Genomic DNA, 14,192 nt, shown 5'->3' with positions numbered 1-14,192 from the left:
CGCGCCGCGATCTGCACCGAGACAGGCGTCGTGACGGTTGTGCCACTGGTTCAGGGCCTCCTTGAGTGCGGGATCCGATCGAGCGAGTGCGCAGTCTAACGCCCGCCCGCCGTTTCGCCGCCATGAGGGCTCCCTGCACTTGCGACCCATTCCTGAGAAGGAGACGAGAATTCTTCCCCAAGTCGCTGGCCTGGCTACGGAATTTTCCTTATCCACAGCGCCTGTGGATAAGTTTGTGGATGAGGACGGGATTTGCCCCATGCGGCCCCGTCGCGGCGCGCTCGCTGTCATCTTGGTGAAACTTTGACCAGTCGCATTTAAGCTATGGATTTCAACAACATGGAGAACGCGGATCGGCAGGGTGGCGCACCGGCACAGGCCCATACAGGCTGCTGTGTCAAGCCACTGCAACTGTGCAAAACAGTCTTGACAGCACCGAAAAAAACCGGATTTCAGGCGGAATGCCGGCTGGCCGCCTGAACGAGGGCGGCGCGGGCGAAATCCGGGGCCGTCTCGGCACGTGCGACGGTGGTCCATCGGCCGGTATGCACGCGCCGATCACATCACGGCCATCCAACCGCGCCCTCCGGGAACCCCAGCCGCGACGGCGGGCTAAGTCGCTCAGGTCAAGGCGAGGCTGATCAGTCCGGCAGCGACGAGGGCGAGGGACAGGAAGATCGAGTAGCACCAGCCGATCACGCAGTACTTGAGGATCGTCATCAGCCAGCCCTGGCGATAAACCCGCTTCTGCATCAACAGCAGGTACACGAACAGCCAGGTCCACGCCGCGGCGAGGAGCCAGCCGAGCAGGACCTCGAGCCAGCCGATTCCGGCCGAGAGACCGCGCAGGAACTGGATCAGCAGGATGACCAGAACCGACAGGAAGATGAAGGCGTGGCTGTGCAGGGCGACCAGCAGATGCTCCATGTAGAGCCGGCGCTTGAACAGGTAGAAGAACTTGAGCAACACGGCAAACAAGGGCATGACCACGAACAGCGTCTGCGGCAGCACCGAGAACCAGCCAGCCACGAGGCGCCCGGGGTCGGTTTTCCAATGCTCAATGTTCTCCTTCATGTGCTCGAGCGTGCCGTTGAGCTTTTCGTTGAGACCTTCGGAAAGCCAGTCGACATGGACCGGGTTGGCTTTAAAGTCCCATGGCTTGCCGTCGACCGAGAACAGGGTGACCTCGGGGTCGGCTTGGTCCTCCTCGACCTTGGCACCGCTGGCTTTGGCGGCGGCACGCTCCTCCAGGATCTTGATGCGGCTGGCGCCGCGATCGCGGATCTTCTGCATGCTCTGGTCGATCTTCCGCTGCGCCTTGGCCGGCAGGCCGGGAACGTTTTTCGACACGGTCAGCTCGGCCAGGGCCTCCTCGACGCGCTTGTTCACTTCCTCGGGCGTCTTCGCTTCGGCGATGCTGTCATCGGTGTTGAACTGGATATTGTTCGGGTCGATTTTCGGCAGCGACGCCTGGATGGCAAAGAAGGCGATGATCGAAAGGAAGAAGAATAGTCGGAACGGCGTCACGTAGCGGGCGCGGCGTCCGGCCAGGTATTCCGTGGTCAGATAGCCGGGTCGGAAATACAGATCGCCAAGCGAACGGAATATCCGCGAATCGACATTGAAGACGATGTCGGCGAGATCGACCATGACCTCGGAAAGATGGCGGATCATGCCCTTTTCGGATTGCCCGCAGGCATAACAGAACGGTCCGTGCGCGGGCGCACCGCAATTCGGACAGGTGCGTGCCGGACGGTCGGAGGCGGACCGCGGGAACTCGGCGTCGGCCAGTTCGTCCGAGGGCGCCGGGGGCGGTGGCGGTGGCAGTTCGATTCCGGTGTTCATCGCGGCAGCAGCATTCCCTGTTCGCGTAACCACTCGCAGGTATCGTGCACGAGGGTCGGCAGCGGCGTGGTGCGGTAGCCCAGTTCGAGCACCGCCTTAGAAGAGTCGACGCGCAGGTCGTGGCAGGTGAAGGAGACCGCCTGCGGAGTCAGGCCCGGCTCGCGCCCGGTGACCCGGCTGATCGCATCGAGAACGCGCGCATAGCCGCGCAGGAAACTGGCCGGCATCGGCTTGGCCGGTGCGCTGCGGCCCAGCTCGGTCGCGATCGCCTGGATCAGTTCGAGGAAACTCGCATGCGCGCCGCCGAGCAGGAACTGTTCGCCGTGGGCCGGTCGACGCCAGGCCGCGAGCGCGGCGGCGGCGACTTCGCGGACATCGGCGAACGCCCCCGAGCCGGGCGGCGCCCCCGGCAGCTTGCCCTGGTCGATGAGCAGGAACATGCGTGCCCAGTTGTGGGTGTCGCCGGGACCCAGGATATGCGCCGGGTTGAGGACCACCGCCTCGATCCGGCCCGCCGCATCGGCTTCGAGAACGCGTTCCTCGGCGATGGCCTTGGTTCGCTCGTAGTTGATCCAGGAGTCCTTGCCGAGGCGCGGCGAGGCCTCGGTCAGGATCTCTTCCTGCTGGCCGAAGGCGGAAACCGACGAAACATGCACGAGGCGACGCACGCCGGCGGCTTCGGCCGCTTCGATGACGTTGCGTGTACCCTCGACATTGGTCCGGGTCTGACGATCGATGTGGCCGCGCCACTGGCTGGTATCGGCGGCGACATGGAAGACCGCATCCGCCGGCTCGGCCAGGGCCTCGCGCAGCGAGGCCGGATCCTCGATCGAGCCGATAACGGGGTCGACCCCCGAGGCCCTGAGCCGATCGCCGGCTTCGATCGAGCGGACCAGCGCGGTGATCTCGACCGCCTGCGCGCGCAATTGCGCGAGCAGGTGCCCGCCGAGGAAACCGGTGGCTCCGGTCAGCATGACGCGCATCAGGTGTACTCCGTACAGATCGATTCGGAAACTCGTCGCGGCACGGCCTGTCGGCCCTGCCGGGATCGGTGGCGCGTTCAGCGCCGGCGCCGGGGCACCGTTATACTCCGCGGCCGCAGGAAGCTCCTCCCATGACCGCCATTCTATCCACCGACCGGCCCCGGTTGGCCAGCGAACTCGACGCAACCGTGCGTCTGGCCCTGCCCCTGGTCCTCGGTCAGCTCTCCACGATCGGCATGAACCTGATCGACACGGTGCTGGCCGGCCATCTCAACGCGCACACGCTCGGTGCGGTCGCCCTCGGCAGCAATGTCTGGGTGCTCTCGATCATCATCATCATCGGCATGATGATGTCGCTGCAGCCATCGATTGCCCAGTTGCGCGGCGCGGGCCGCGAGCATGAGATCGGCCCGCTGTTCCGCCAGGCGCTCTGGCTGGCCCTGCCGCTCGGCATCGGCCTCGGCCTCGCGACGGCCTTCGTGGCGCCCGGCCTGTTCGGCCTGATCGGCGTCGATGCAAGCCTCGTGGCCGATGCCGGCGCCTTCCTGCGCGCAATTGCCTGGGGAGCACCGGCGCTGTCGGTGTTCTTCGTCCTGCGCGGCCTCAGCGAAGGCATGGGCCTGACCCGGCCGACCATGTACTTCAGCCTGCTCGGGCTGACCCTGCTCGGTCCGATCGGCTACACCCTGATGTACGGCGCCTTCGGCGTGCCCTCGCTCGGCGCACGCGGCTGCGGCCTGGCCACGGCGATCGTGCTCTGGCTGCAGTGCCTGGCCTTCGCCGTCTACCTGGCCCGACGCAAGCGCTATCGCGAACTGCGCCTGCTCGAACGCTACGACGCGCCGCACTGGCGCACGATCGGCGAACTGATGCACATCGGCATGCCGATCGCGGTCACCCTGCTGATGGAAGCGGGCCTGTTCGTGGCCGTCGCCCTGGCCATCGGCAAGCTCGGCACCGACGTCATCGCGGGGCACCAGATCGCCATCAACATCGCCTCGGTGGCGTTCATGGTGCCGCTCGGCATCGCCATGGCGACGACCGTGCGGGTCGGCCATGCCCGCGGCCGCGGCGACGCGCACGGCGTGCGCCAGGCCGGCACTGTCGGCCTGATCCTGACCCTCGGCGTGCAGCTCGTGTCGGCGACCCTGCTGTTCACGATTCCCGAGCGCATCGCCTCGATGTACACCGACGATGCAGCGGTGATCGCGCTGGCCGCGCAGTTGCTGACCCTGGCCGCGATCTTCCAGCTCTCCGACGGCATCCAGGCCGCCTCGAATGGTGCCCTGCGCGGACTCAAGGACACGCGTCTGCCGATGCTGATCACCGGTTTCGCCTATTGGGGCGTCGGCATGCCGGTTGGCTGGTGGCTGGCGTTCCCTGCCGGACTCGGCGCCCGCGGCATGTGGATGGGCCTGATCGCCGGCCTCACCGTTGCCGCTGTGCTGTTGACCGTGCGATTCTGGGGAATCGCCAACCGCAATGCGGCCGCGGTCTGAACGGAGGCACCGACAGATCCGTGGCGTCCGGGCCATGCCCCCGGCCCGATGTTCCGCTAACCTGCACCCTTCACCGTCGGACCCCGGGTCCGCGCCGGAGTCGCACCATGTCGCAAAACACGCCGGGCCTGTTCGTTCGCCTGATCCGAGGCATCTGGAACACCCTGAATTTCACCCGCCGGCTGATCTTCAACGCGGTCTTCGTGATCGTCCTGTTCCTGCTGTTCGCCGCGTTCTTCCGCTCGGCACCGATCATCGGCGCACATACGGCGCTCGTGCTCGATCCGGAAGGCCTGATCGTCGAACAATACAGCACCGACGCGGGCGAGCGCGCCCTCGGCAGCCTGTCCGGCGACAGTCCCCACGAAGTGCAGCTGCGCGACCTGCTGAGCGTCATTGAGGCGGCCGCCGTGGACAACCGGATCGACCGCATCGTACTGATCCCGGACCAGTTCAGTGCCGGCATCTCGACCCTGCGCGAACTCGGCCAGGCGCTCGATCGGTTCCGCAACCACGGCAAGGACGTGGTCGTGTTCTCCGAAGGCATGGGCCAGGGCCAGTATTACCTGGCCGCGCATGCGGACGAGATCCTGCTCGATCCGGATGGCGCGGTCCTGCTTGAAGGCTTTTCCAGCTATCGCAGTTACTACCGCGACGCCCTCGACAAGCTAGGCGTCGACGTGCACCTGATCAAGGTCGGCGAATACAAGTCGGCCGCCGAGCCGTTCATCCTCAATCATGCCTCCGATGCCTCCAAGGAAGCCGACCTGTTCTGGATGGGTGGCATCTGGAGCGAATTCCTCGATGAAATCGCCGCGATGCGCAAGCTCGATGCCGGCGAGATCAGCGACGACATCAGTCACCTCGATACGCTCGTTCCGCAGTTCAGAGGCGATCTCGCCAAACTGGCCCTCGATCGCGGCCTGGTCGATCAGCTGGCGACGCGTGAGGAAGCCCGTGAATTGCTCAAGAAGAAAGGCAGGCCGGATGAGGACGGCGAATCGTTCCGCCAGGTCGGCTGGCAGCGCTACCTCGGCATGCAGTTGCGCGACGACCTGCCCGACCTGCGCCCGCAGGTCGGCGTCGTCGTAGCCCAGGGCGACATCGTCCAGGGCGAACGGGCCCAGGGGTCGGTCGGTGCCACGACCACCGTGCAATTGCTGCGTCGCGCACGCGAGGACGACCGGATCAAGTCCGTCGTCCTGCGCGTCGACTCACCGGGTGGTGACGCCTACGCCTCCGAGATGATCCGCCGCGAAATCGAGCTGATCCAGGGTGCCGGCAAGCCGGTCGTGGTTTCGATGGGCGACGTCGCCGCCAGTGGCGGCTACTGGATCTCGATGAATGCCAACGAGATCTGGGCGCAACCGACCACGATTACCGGATCGATCGGAATCTACGGCATGTTCGTCACCATTCCGGACACCCTGGAGAAGTTCGGCGTGCACACCGATGGCGTGGCAACGACGCCCATCGCCGGCGCGTTCGACATCCGCCGCCCGTTCAACCCGAAGGTCGAGACGATCATCACCAGCGTGATCGAGAAGGGCTACCGGGATTTCATCGGCAAGGTCGCCCAGGCGCGCGGCAAGACGCCCGAGCAGATCGACGCGATTGCGCAGGGTCGGGTCTGGAGCGGCTCGCAGGCCAAGGAGCGCGGCCTGGTCGACAAGCTCGGTGGCCTGCAGGAAGCGATCGCTTCCGCCGCCGCGCGCGCGGATGTTGCCGCGGACTACCACGTTCGCTACGTCGAACGCGAGCTCAGCGCGTGGGAGCGCTTCGCCCTGACCCTGAGCAACAGCGAAGCGGCGGTCAGCCTCGGTCGCTGGTCGGGATTATCGGCACTGCCGCGGCACCTGCTCGGCAATGCCGAACTCGAACGCACGCTGGCCCTGCTACGCAATCTCGGCGGCAATCGCTACGGCGTGGTCGCGCATTGCTTCTGCACCCTGCAGTAAGGTCGACCGCTGCCGCCGCGATTCGGGCGGCAACGCGGTCACGCGCCGACGATCAGCCGCCGGCATCCTCGATCGCCTTGTCGCGATCGGCCTGCTCCTGCTTCAGCGTCCCTTCCACGGATTTCGCCTTGTCGAGAGCCTTGAGCTGATCGTCGAATACGGTGGCCGGGCGTTTCGCCGCTTGCGCCGGGGCATCGGCGGACGGCTTTGACTGCGCTTCGTTCGAATCCGGCGCCGACGATGAGCAGGCCGCGAGCAGGCCGAGTGCGGCCGCGATTGCGGTGACCCGCAGGGTTTGTCGTAACATGGTTTCCTCGCACGGCAACGGAACGGCTGCAGTCTGCACCGCGATCCGGCCGCGGACAAGATGGAAATCCGAACGATGAATCCGTCCCGCTGGCGACTTGATGGACAGACCGCCCTGGTCACCGGCGCCAGCCGCGGCATTGGCCTGGCCACGGTGCGTGAGCTGGCGATGCTCGGCGCCGACGTGGTCATGGTGGCCCGCGACGAGGGGCATCTCGAGGCGATCCGCAACGAACTGGCCGAGGAGTTTCCGGACACCACGCTGCGGGCATTCGCCGCCGATGTCAGCGAACACGAACAACGCCTCGAGGTGTTCGACTTCATCGCTGATCTAGGACTCGAACTATCGTTGCTGGTCAACAACGTCGGCACGAATACGCGCAAGGCGACCCTCGATTACGCCGAGGAAGAAGTCCGCGCGTTGATCGGCATCAACCTGGTTTCCGCTTTCGAGATGTGTCGCCTCGCCCATCCGCAACTGGTCCAGCACGCGAACGCCGCGATCGTCAACGTCGGCTCGGTCTCAGGAAGCACCGCGGTACGAACCGGCTCGCCCTACGGCATGACCAAGGCCGCCCTGCACCAGCTGACCCGCAACCTCAGCTGCGAGTGGGCGGAGGACGGCATCCGCGTCAATGCAGTCGCGCCATGGTACGTCCGCACCCAGCGCACCGAGCCGGTGCTGGCCGATCCCGAGTACCTCGAGGAGGTGCTCGAACGCACGCCGATGCGGCGCATCGGCGATCCGGTCGAAGTCGCCGCCGCGATCGCGTTCCTGTGCCTGCCCGCTGCGTCCTATGTCACCGGCGAATGCATCGCCGTCGATGGTGGCTTCCTGCGCTACGGGTTCTGATCCGCATCGTTGCGCATGCGTGCGCAGCGACCTCGCGGTGCGCTCCTTTAACCTCCCGCATTCGCGCCGATGACGACTGTGGGCCTGCTGCATCGGAGACGGCGGAATTACCCGCGCCCCTTCGGTGTCTGGTCTGGCACTTCCCGGAACAGCACGGTCGACCGATTTCGGCGCCCGCGCCGGGTGCCCGCATTCGTGGCCGAATTTGGCGAGTCGACAACGGCGATCGCGGTAGCATGCGCACACCATGCAGACCGAATCCGCCAGCAAGACGCTCGATCCCGCCATCTGCGAACAGGCGCGCCTGACCCGGGATGCGCGCTTCGACGGCCTGTTCTTCACGGCCGTGAAGACGACCGGCATCTACTGTCGGCCGGTCTGCCCGGCGCCGACGCCGAAGGCCCGCAACATCGTCTACTACGCGAGCGCCGCCGCAGCCGCTGCGGCCGGGTTCCGGCCCTGCCTGCGCTGTCGTCCGGAGGCGGCGCCCGGCTCACCACTGCACCACGCCGGCAGCGCGCTCGTCACCGGCGCGCTGCGCCTGATCGAACAGGGTGCGCTCGACGAGCGTCCGGTCAGCGCCCTGGCCCGTCGCGTCGGCGTCGGCGAACGCCATTTGCGCCGGCTGTTCGACCAGGAACTCGGCGCCAGTCCGCTCGAGGTCGCCGCGACGCGGCGCCTGCTGTTCGCCAAGCAACTGCTCAGCGAGACGGACCTGGCGATTACTTCGATCGCGGGTGCGGCCGGCTACGCCAGCCTGCGCCGCTTCAACTCGGCCTTCCTCGATGCCTACGGCAAGCCGCCCCGCGACTTCCGCCGCGGCCGCACGTCGACGAGCACAAACGACGCCATCGACCTGCGCCTGCCGTACCGCGAGCCCTACGACTTCGAAGCCCTGCTGGCCTTCTACGAGCGCCGCGCCATTCCCGGCGTCGAGTGCATCGACGCCAACGGCTACCGGCGCAGCATCGTCGTCGATGGCGAAGCGGGCTGGATCGACGTATCCCGGGCGAGCAACGATTCCGCCTTGCGTCTTCGTGTGCACGGGGTGCGTCCGGCCCGACTCGGCCAGGTCGTATCGCGCGTTCGTCGCATGTTCGACACCGACGCCGATCCGGCCGCAATCAGCGGCGCACTTCAACGCGAGCGGCGCCTGCGCGCGGTCGCCCGGCGTTGGCCCGGGCAGCGCCTGCCAGGCGCCTGGGACGGCTTCGAACTCGCCGTGCGCGCAGTCCTCGGTCAACAGATTTCGGTGGCCGCAGCACGCACGCTTGCGGCGCGCATCGTCGAGCGCCATGGCTCGCCGCACGAGACGGCGCGGCCGCTCGGACTCGGCGCGCACTTTCCGCAGCCGGCCGATCTGGCCGATGCCCCGCTCGAAGCGATCGGCCTGCCGCGCGCCCGTGCATCGACGATCCGCGGACTGGCCCAGGCCTGCCTCGATGGTCGCATCGATTTCGCCGCGCACCAGCCACTGGAGCCGTTCGTGGAACGCCTCGTCGCTCTGCCCGGCATCGGCGCATGGACCGCGCACTACGTCGCCATGCGCGCGCTGTCGCAGCCGGATGCGTTTCCCGCCGGTGACCTCGTGCTGCGCAAGATCGCCGGCGACGGCACGCCGATCAGCGAGCGCGCGATGGCGTCGATCGCCGAAGCCTGGCGCCCTTGGCGCGCCTATGCCGTGATGCTGCTCTGGCGCAGCGCAAACTGAATGGAAGACCGCTCATGTACTACGACACCCTCGATACTCCGATCGGCCGCATCCTGCTCGTCGGCAACGGCGAAGCCCTGATCCGGGTCGACCTGCCCGATGCACGCCATCCGCGCCCGCTTGCGCCCGAGTGGCGACGCGACCGCACGGCACTGGCCGAAGCACGTCGGCAGTTCGAAGCCTACTTCGACGGCGAGCGGATCGATTTCGACCTGCCGCTCGCGCCCGAAGGCAGCGCGTTCCGGCGTCGCGTCTGGAATGCGCTCTGCGACATTCCCTACGCGAGCACGATCAGCTACGCCGAACTGGCGCGCCGGATCGGCAACCCGAAAGCGAGTCGTGCCGTGGGCCTAGCCAACGGCGCCAATCCGCTCGCCATCGTGGTGCCCTGCCATCGCGTGATCGGTGCCGACGGCAGCCTGACCGGCTACGGCGGCGGACTGCCCGCCAAGCGCTTCCTGCTCGACCTGGAACGCCGTCACGCGCCGGCCGCGCCATTCGCGCTGACGTCCTGAGTCCCTCGCGGCGACTCAGTTTCCGCATGGCGCCGCGCGCAGGCGCCAGGACTCCAGTTCGGCACGGATGGCCGGTGCCTCGTCGCTGAAGGCCAGGCGCAGACGCCGCTGCACCGCATCGATGCGCACCGCATAGAACGAGCAAAGCGCGTTCCCGGACTCGAGCCGGCACGGATCCTCGACCCATACGTAGAGCGCGCCAGGCGAGCCGCGCGACGAGCGATCGTGCGGAATTTCGCGAAGGCCCGGTGCGGAAACCCCGATCCCGTCGCGTCCGCCGTAGGCATCGGCGAGCGTTCCGGAGGGGATACCGAGCATGCCGAGCGGAACGGCCCGCCGCTCACCGCGTCCGCTCTCGCTCAGGTAACGGCTTCCGTCCTCGCGGACGCAGATGGATTGCGCCGGCACCGGGGAGTCGGCAGGCGGCATCGGATCTGCGTTGATTGCAGGCGGCTTGGTCGGCGGGGGCGGTGCCTCGACCTCGGGTTCGCGCACGACGTCCGCATGCGGATCATCGGGCAGGCGGACAAGGCTGGACGATTCACCTTGCGCGCAGGGTCCGTCCTGGAATGCGACCCGGCCATCCGGTCCCACACACTTGCGCACTTCAAGCGCCCGGAGTGGCGCCGAGCCGGCCAGCAGCACCGCCAGGCAGGTAAGAACGGGTGCCGTCGCCCGCCTGTTCGAGATCACGCCCGGTTCTCCAGGAACGGGGGCGATACCGATCGCCCCCGTCCATTACCCTATCACCGAACTGCCTCTCAGCGCTTGGCATCCTCGGCAGCGGCCTGCGCGTCATCGAGGGCACGCTTGGCGTTCTGCTTGGCGATGTCATGGGCAGCGTTTGCCTGGTCCTTGCACGGACCGACCTTTGCCGAATCCATCGTCTCGCAGCGTTCGACGGCGACCTTCAGTTCCGCGTCGGCCTTGGCCACGGCCACGTCGTAGTCGGCCTTGGCCTGGGTGTTGATGGCATCGGCCTCGACCTCGGCGACATCGCTGCGCGCTTCCTTCGCCGCATCGAGCGCGTCACCGGTCGCCGAATTGATCTTCTCGTTGGCCTCGGTATCGGCCTTCGCCACGTCGGCGCGCGCTTCTTCGCGGGCCGCATCGAGCTTCCGTTGCGCTTCGGCAGCCTGCGCGCTGGCTTCCTGCTGTGCCTTGGCCAGGTCCTCGGCGGCCTGCTGGCGCGCCTGCTCCACATGGCGCTGCGCTTCGACCGCGGAATCCTGCTGACTGCAGGCCCCCAGGCCGAGGGTCAGGGCGATCATTGATACGAGCATCAGGTTCTTCATCGGTTTTCCTCCAGTTGGTCGGCGGCTCGCCCGGTGCCGGTTCGCAACGATCCGGACGCCACGCGGCGCATTGGAACCGGAGAAACGTGAACGCCTCGTAATCGATTCGAAAACCGTTCAGCGCGCGGACAACTTTGCCCGTCCTTCGCTACCCGACCTGGCCGCGATCGCGGACGCGCGCCACCGCGCTCGGCAGCGTGGCGATGCGCGCATACTCGCCGCGCCTGAAGATTTCGGGATCGGCCAGGGCTGCTTCGATCATCGGCGTCGCGTCATTGCCCCAGAAGAGCTGATTGCCGAGCCTGAGCGTCGGCACGCCGAATACGCCACGACTGATCGCCTCTTCGGTGTTTGCGCGCAATTGTTCCTTGACTGCAGCCGCGGCGATTGCGGGTTCGATGTCGACGATGCCAAGGCGCTTGCCGAGCGCTTCGAGAGCGGCCGCCGAATCACCGGCGTGACCCTGCTTCCAGAGATGATCGAAGATTTCGCCGATGCTCTCCCAGCGCGTGCCGCCGGCGATGGCCAGGCGCAACGCGGCCAGCGGATTGAACGGGTGCGCCGGCGGGAAATGCAGCTCGATACCCAGCGTATCGGCGCTCCACTGGACCATGCGGTAGGTGAACTCGCGCTTGCCCGGGATCTCGGCCGGACCGAGCTGGCCATGATGTGCGAGTACGGCGCCCAGCACGACAGGGCGCGGCGTGATCGGCCATCTCCCGGCGAGCGCGCGCATGCGTGCGAACTGCAGATACGCGAACGGCGATATGAAATCGAAATACCAGACTGCCTGCTCCGCCATCAGCGCAGGCTCCGGAATTGTTCGGGTGTGAAGGCATCGACCTGGATCACCTCGTCGCGCAGGTCGCGCGCTTCATTGAGCCGGTCGTACTCTTCGCGGGTGATGATGCCGGCAGCCAGGCCGGTGTCATCGAGCATGTGGCCCGGCGCTCGATCGAGCTTGCCGGCGCGGACTGCGTCACGCAGCTTGGTTTCTATCGGCAGGGCGGCGACGGCCTTGTCGAGCGCGGCTTCGAGTCGACCCAGCCCGGGCTGGTCGCCGGCCGGAACGTACACGTCCTCGGTCAGGGTCCTGCGCGCCTCGCGGTCCTCGAGGATATCGCGGGCGACGCGCGCGCCGAGTCGGTCCGCGGGTGGACGGAAGCGCGCACCGAGGGGAAAGATCAGCAGGTCCAGCAACCAGGCCGCGGTGCGATTCGGCAGGTTTTCGAGCACGCCGAGCAGGGCTTCCTGGATGCGGTACAGGCACAGTTCGACCGACCAGCGCACGAGCCCGAAGTTGGCCGTGGTCTTGCCCTCGTCGTGGTAGCGCTTGAGTGCGGCAGAGGCGAGATACAGGAAGGCCAGGGCATCGGCCAGGCGCCCGGAGATCTTCTCGCGCCGCTTCAGCGTGCCGCCGAGCGTGCCCATCGCGGTATCGGAGAGGATCGTGAAAGCCGCCGAGAAACGCGACAGGTGCTGGTAGTAGCGCGCGGTGTCCTCGGTCTGCGGCACGCCGGCGAGGCGGGACCCGGACAGGGCCAGCAACGTGGCCCGCACGGCGCGCGTGAAGAGCAGGTTGACGTGCCCGAAGATGGCCTGGTCGAAGGCCTTCAGGTCGTTCTTCGCAACCGCCTCGATCTCCCTGTGCACGAATGGATGGCAACGGATCGCGCCCTGGCCGTAGACGATCATCGAACGGGTCAGGATGTTCGCACCCTCGACCGTGATGCCGATCGGCACCGCATCCCAGGAACGCGACAACATATTGCGGGGTCCACGCTGGATCGCGCTGCCGGCGCGGATGTCCATCGCGTCGGTGATGACCTGGCGCATGCCTTCGGTCAGGTAGGCCTTGGCGATCGATCCGATCACCGCCGGTTTCTCGCCGGCATCGAGCGCGCCGCACGTCAGGGTCCGCGTCGCCGTCATCAGGTAGGTCATGCCGGCGATGCGCGCAAGCGGTTCCTCGATGCCTTCGAAACGCCCGATCGGTGTATCGAACTGTTCGCGCACGGTCGCATAGGCGCCGCAGATGCGGGTCGCCATCTGTGCCGCGCCGATGCTCAGCGCCGGCAGCGAAATCGAGCGCCCCGCGGCGAGCGATTCCATCAGCATGCGCCAGCCATGGCCGACCCCATCGCGCTCGCCGATGATCGCGTCGATCGGCACCCAGACATCGCGACCAATGGTCGGGCCGTTGTGGAATGGCACGCCCATCGGATCGTGGCGCATGCCGATCTCGACGCCCGGGGTATCGCGCGGTATCAGCGCGCAGGTGATGCCGCGATCGACCTCGTCGCCCAACAGATGGTCGGGGTCCTTGAGGCGGAAGGCGAGACCGACCAGGGTCGCCACCGGAGCCAGGGTGATGTAACGCTTCATCCAGTTCAGGCGCAGGCCGAGCACTTCGCGGCCGTCGATCGTGCGCTTCTCGACGATGCCTTCGGACTGGGTCGCCGCGGCATCCGATCCTGCTTCGGGGCCGGTCAGGGCGAAACACGGAATCTCCTCGCCCTCGGCGAGGCGCCTCAGATAGCGATCCTTCTGCGCCTGGGTGCCGTAATGCATCAGCAGTTCGCCGGGACCGAGCGAGTTCGGCACCATCACGGTCACCGCAGCGGTCACCGAACGGCTCGAAATACGCGTGACGATGCGCGACTGGGCCAGCGCCGAAAAACCGTGGCCGCCGTATTCCTTCGGAATGATCAGGCCGAACAAGCGGTGCTTGCGGATCAGTGCCCAGACCTCGGGGGGCAGATCGCGGTCCTGGTAGACCTGCCAGTCGTCGATCGCCGCACAGAGATCATTGACCGGCCCGTCGAGGAAGGCCTGTTCGTCGTCGCTGAGCGGGCGCGCCTCGAAATCGAGCAGCTTCTGCCAGTCCGGCATGCCCGAGAAAAGGTCGGCGTCCCACCACACCGTGCCGGCCTCGAGGGCGACGCGTTCGGTATCGCCGAGCCGCGGCAGCACCTTGGCGAACACCGGCATGACGAAACGCGATATCAGCACGCGGCGCAGCGGCGGCAGGCCGAATACGGCAGCGACCAGGATCAGGCCCGCCGTGACCGCCATGAACAGCGAGGGCGAAGCGATGCCGTACAAGCGCCAGCCGACCAGGAGGATCGCCGCGGCGCCAGTCCAGGCCAGGAAGCCGAACCCACGAAATGCGAGCACGAGTAACACCACGATCGCCAGTGCGAGTGCAATCCACATGAGCCGGGCTC

The 14,192-nt window shown here is 66.9% G+C and carries 12 protein-coding genes; 5 read left to right on the top strand and 7 right to left on the bottom strand.

Going from position 1 to position 14,192, the window contains the following annotated elements; translation table 11 throughout:
- Positions 1 to 621: 621 nt before the first annotated feature.
- Entirely contained in the window at positions 622 to 1,845 is a 1,224-nt protein-coding gene (locus BM125_RS02160) for a DUF3667 domain-containing protein (protein WP_092404407.1), read from the bottom strand.
- Positions 1,842 to 2,828 carry an NAD-dependent epimerase/dehydratase family protein gene (locus BM125_RS02155; protein ID WP_092404405.1) on the bottom strand — a complete coding sequence of 329 codons (987 nt, stop codon included), beginning with the start codon at positions 2,826 to 2,828 and terminating at the stop codon, positions 1,842 to 1,844. Before BM125_RS02155 ends, BM125_RS02160 begins: the two co-directional genes overlap by 4 nt.
- Before the next feature lie 131 nt (positions 2,829 to 2,959).
- Between BM125_RS02155 and BM125_RS02150 the strand changes: the two genes are divergently transcribed.
- Both BM125_RS02150 and sppA read left to right on the top strand, forming a co-directional pair.
- Positions 2,960 to 4,327, top strand: a complete 1,368-nt coding sequence (locus BM125_RS02150) for an MATE family efflux transporter (protein WP_092404403.1) — start codon at positions 2,960 to 2,962, stop codon at positions 4,325 to 4,327.
- A 107-nt stretch (positions 4,328 to 4,434) separates the two neighbouring features.
- Positions 4,435 to 6,285 carry a signal peptide peptidase SppA gene (sppA, locus tag BM125_RS02145; RefSeq protein WP_092404401.1) on the top strand — a complete coding sequence of 617 codons (1,851 nt, stop codon included), beginning with the start codon at positions 4,435 to 4,437 and terminating at the stop codon, positions 6,283 to 6,285.
- 52 nt (positions 6,286 to 6,337) lie between these two features.
- Here sppA and BM125_RS02140 read toward each other — a convergent pair whose 3' ends face one another.
- The gene (locus BM125_RS02140; RefSeq protein ID WP_092404399.1) at positions 6,338 to 6,592 is read right to left on the bottom strand and encodes a hypothetical protein; all 255 of its coding nucleotides are present in this window, start codon (positions 6,590 to 6,592) and stop codon (positions 6,338 to 6,340) included.
- A gap of 75 nt (positions 6,593 to 6,667) precedes the next feature.
- Here BM125_RS02140 and BM125_RS02135 point away from each other — a divergent pair, with 75 nt between their 5' ends.
- The 3 genes from BM125_RS02135 (at position 6,668) to BM125_RS02125 (ending at position 9,670) form a co-directional block, all read left to right on the top strand.
- The gene (locus BM125_RS02135) at positions 6,668 to 7,444 is read left to right on the top strand and encodes an SDR family oxidoreductase (protein ID WP_092404643.1); all 777 of its coding nucleotides are present in this window, start codon (positions 6,668 to 6,670) and stop codon (positions 7,442 to 7,444) included.
- Positions 7,445 to 7,691: 247 nt separating this feature from the next.
- Complete coding sequence (locus BM125_RS02130) at positions 7,692 to 9,155, top strand: DNA-3-methyladenine glycosylase 2 (protein WP_092404398.1); 1,464 nt, start codon at positions 7,692 to 7,694, stop codon at positions 9,153 to 9,155.
- 14 nt (positions 9,156 to 9,169) lie between these two features.
- A complete protein-coding gene (locus tag BM125_RS02125; RefSeq protein WP_092404396.1) occupies positions 9,170 to 9,670 on the top strand; it encodes a methylated-DNA--[protein]-cysteine S-methyltransferase in 501 nt (166 codons plus the stop codon).
- 15 nt (positions 9,671 to 9,685) lie between these two features.
- Here the strand turns inward: BM125_RS02125 and BM125_RS02120 are convergent, their stop codons facing one another.
- The 4 genes from BM125_RS02120 to BM125_RS02105 form a co-directional block, all read right to left on the bottom strand.
- Positions 9,686 to 10,363, bottom strand: a complete 678-nt coding sequence (locus BM125_RS02120; protein ID WP_092404394.1) for a hypothetical protein — start codon at positions 10,361 to 10,363, stop codon at positions 9,686 to 9,688.
- A gap of 68 nt (positions 10,364 to 10,431) precedes the next feature.
- Positions 10,432 to 10,965 carry a hypothetical protein gene (locus tag BM125_RS02115; RefSeq protein ID WP_092404392.1) on the bottom strand — a complete coding sequence of 178 codons (534 nt, stop codon included), beginning with the start codon at positions 10,963 to 10,965 and terminating at the stop codon, positions 10,432 to 10,434.
- 148 nt (positions 10,966 to 11,113) lie between these two features.
- Positions 11,114 to 11,767 (bottom strand): 2-hydroxychromene-2-carboxylate isomerase, encoded by a 654-nt coding sequence (locus BM125_RS02110; protein WP_092404390.1) that lies wholly within the window; start codon positions 11,765 to 11,767, stop codon positions 11,114 to 11,116.
- Positions 11,767 to 14,181, bottom strand: coding sequence for an acyl-CoA dehydrogenase (locus tag BM125_RS02105; RefSeq protein ID WP_092404388.1), 2,415 nt, complete (start codon positions 14,179 to 14,181; stop codon positions 11,767 to 11,769). Before BM125_RS02105 ends, BM125_RS02110 begins: the two co-directional genes overlap by 1 nt.
- Positions 14,182 to 14,192 lie beyond the last annotated feature (11 nt).

This window comes from Dokdonella immobilis (assembly GCF_900115085.1).
GTDB classification, from domain to species: Bacteria; Pseudomonadota; Gammaproteobacteria; order Xanthomonadales; family Rhodanobacteraceae; genus Dokdonella; species Dokdonella immobilis.
The sequence above is the reverse complement of the archived record's forward strand: the minus strand, read 5'-3'. Positions and strand labels throughout refer to the sequence as shown.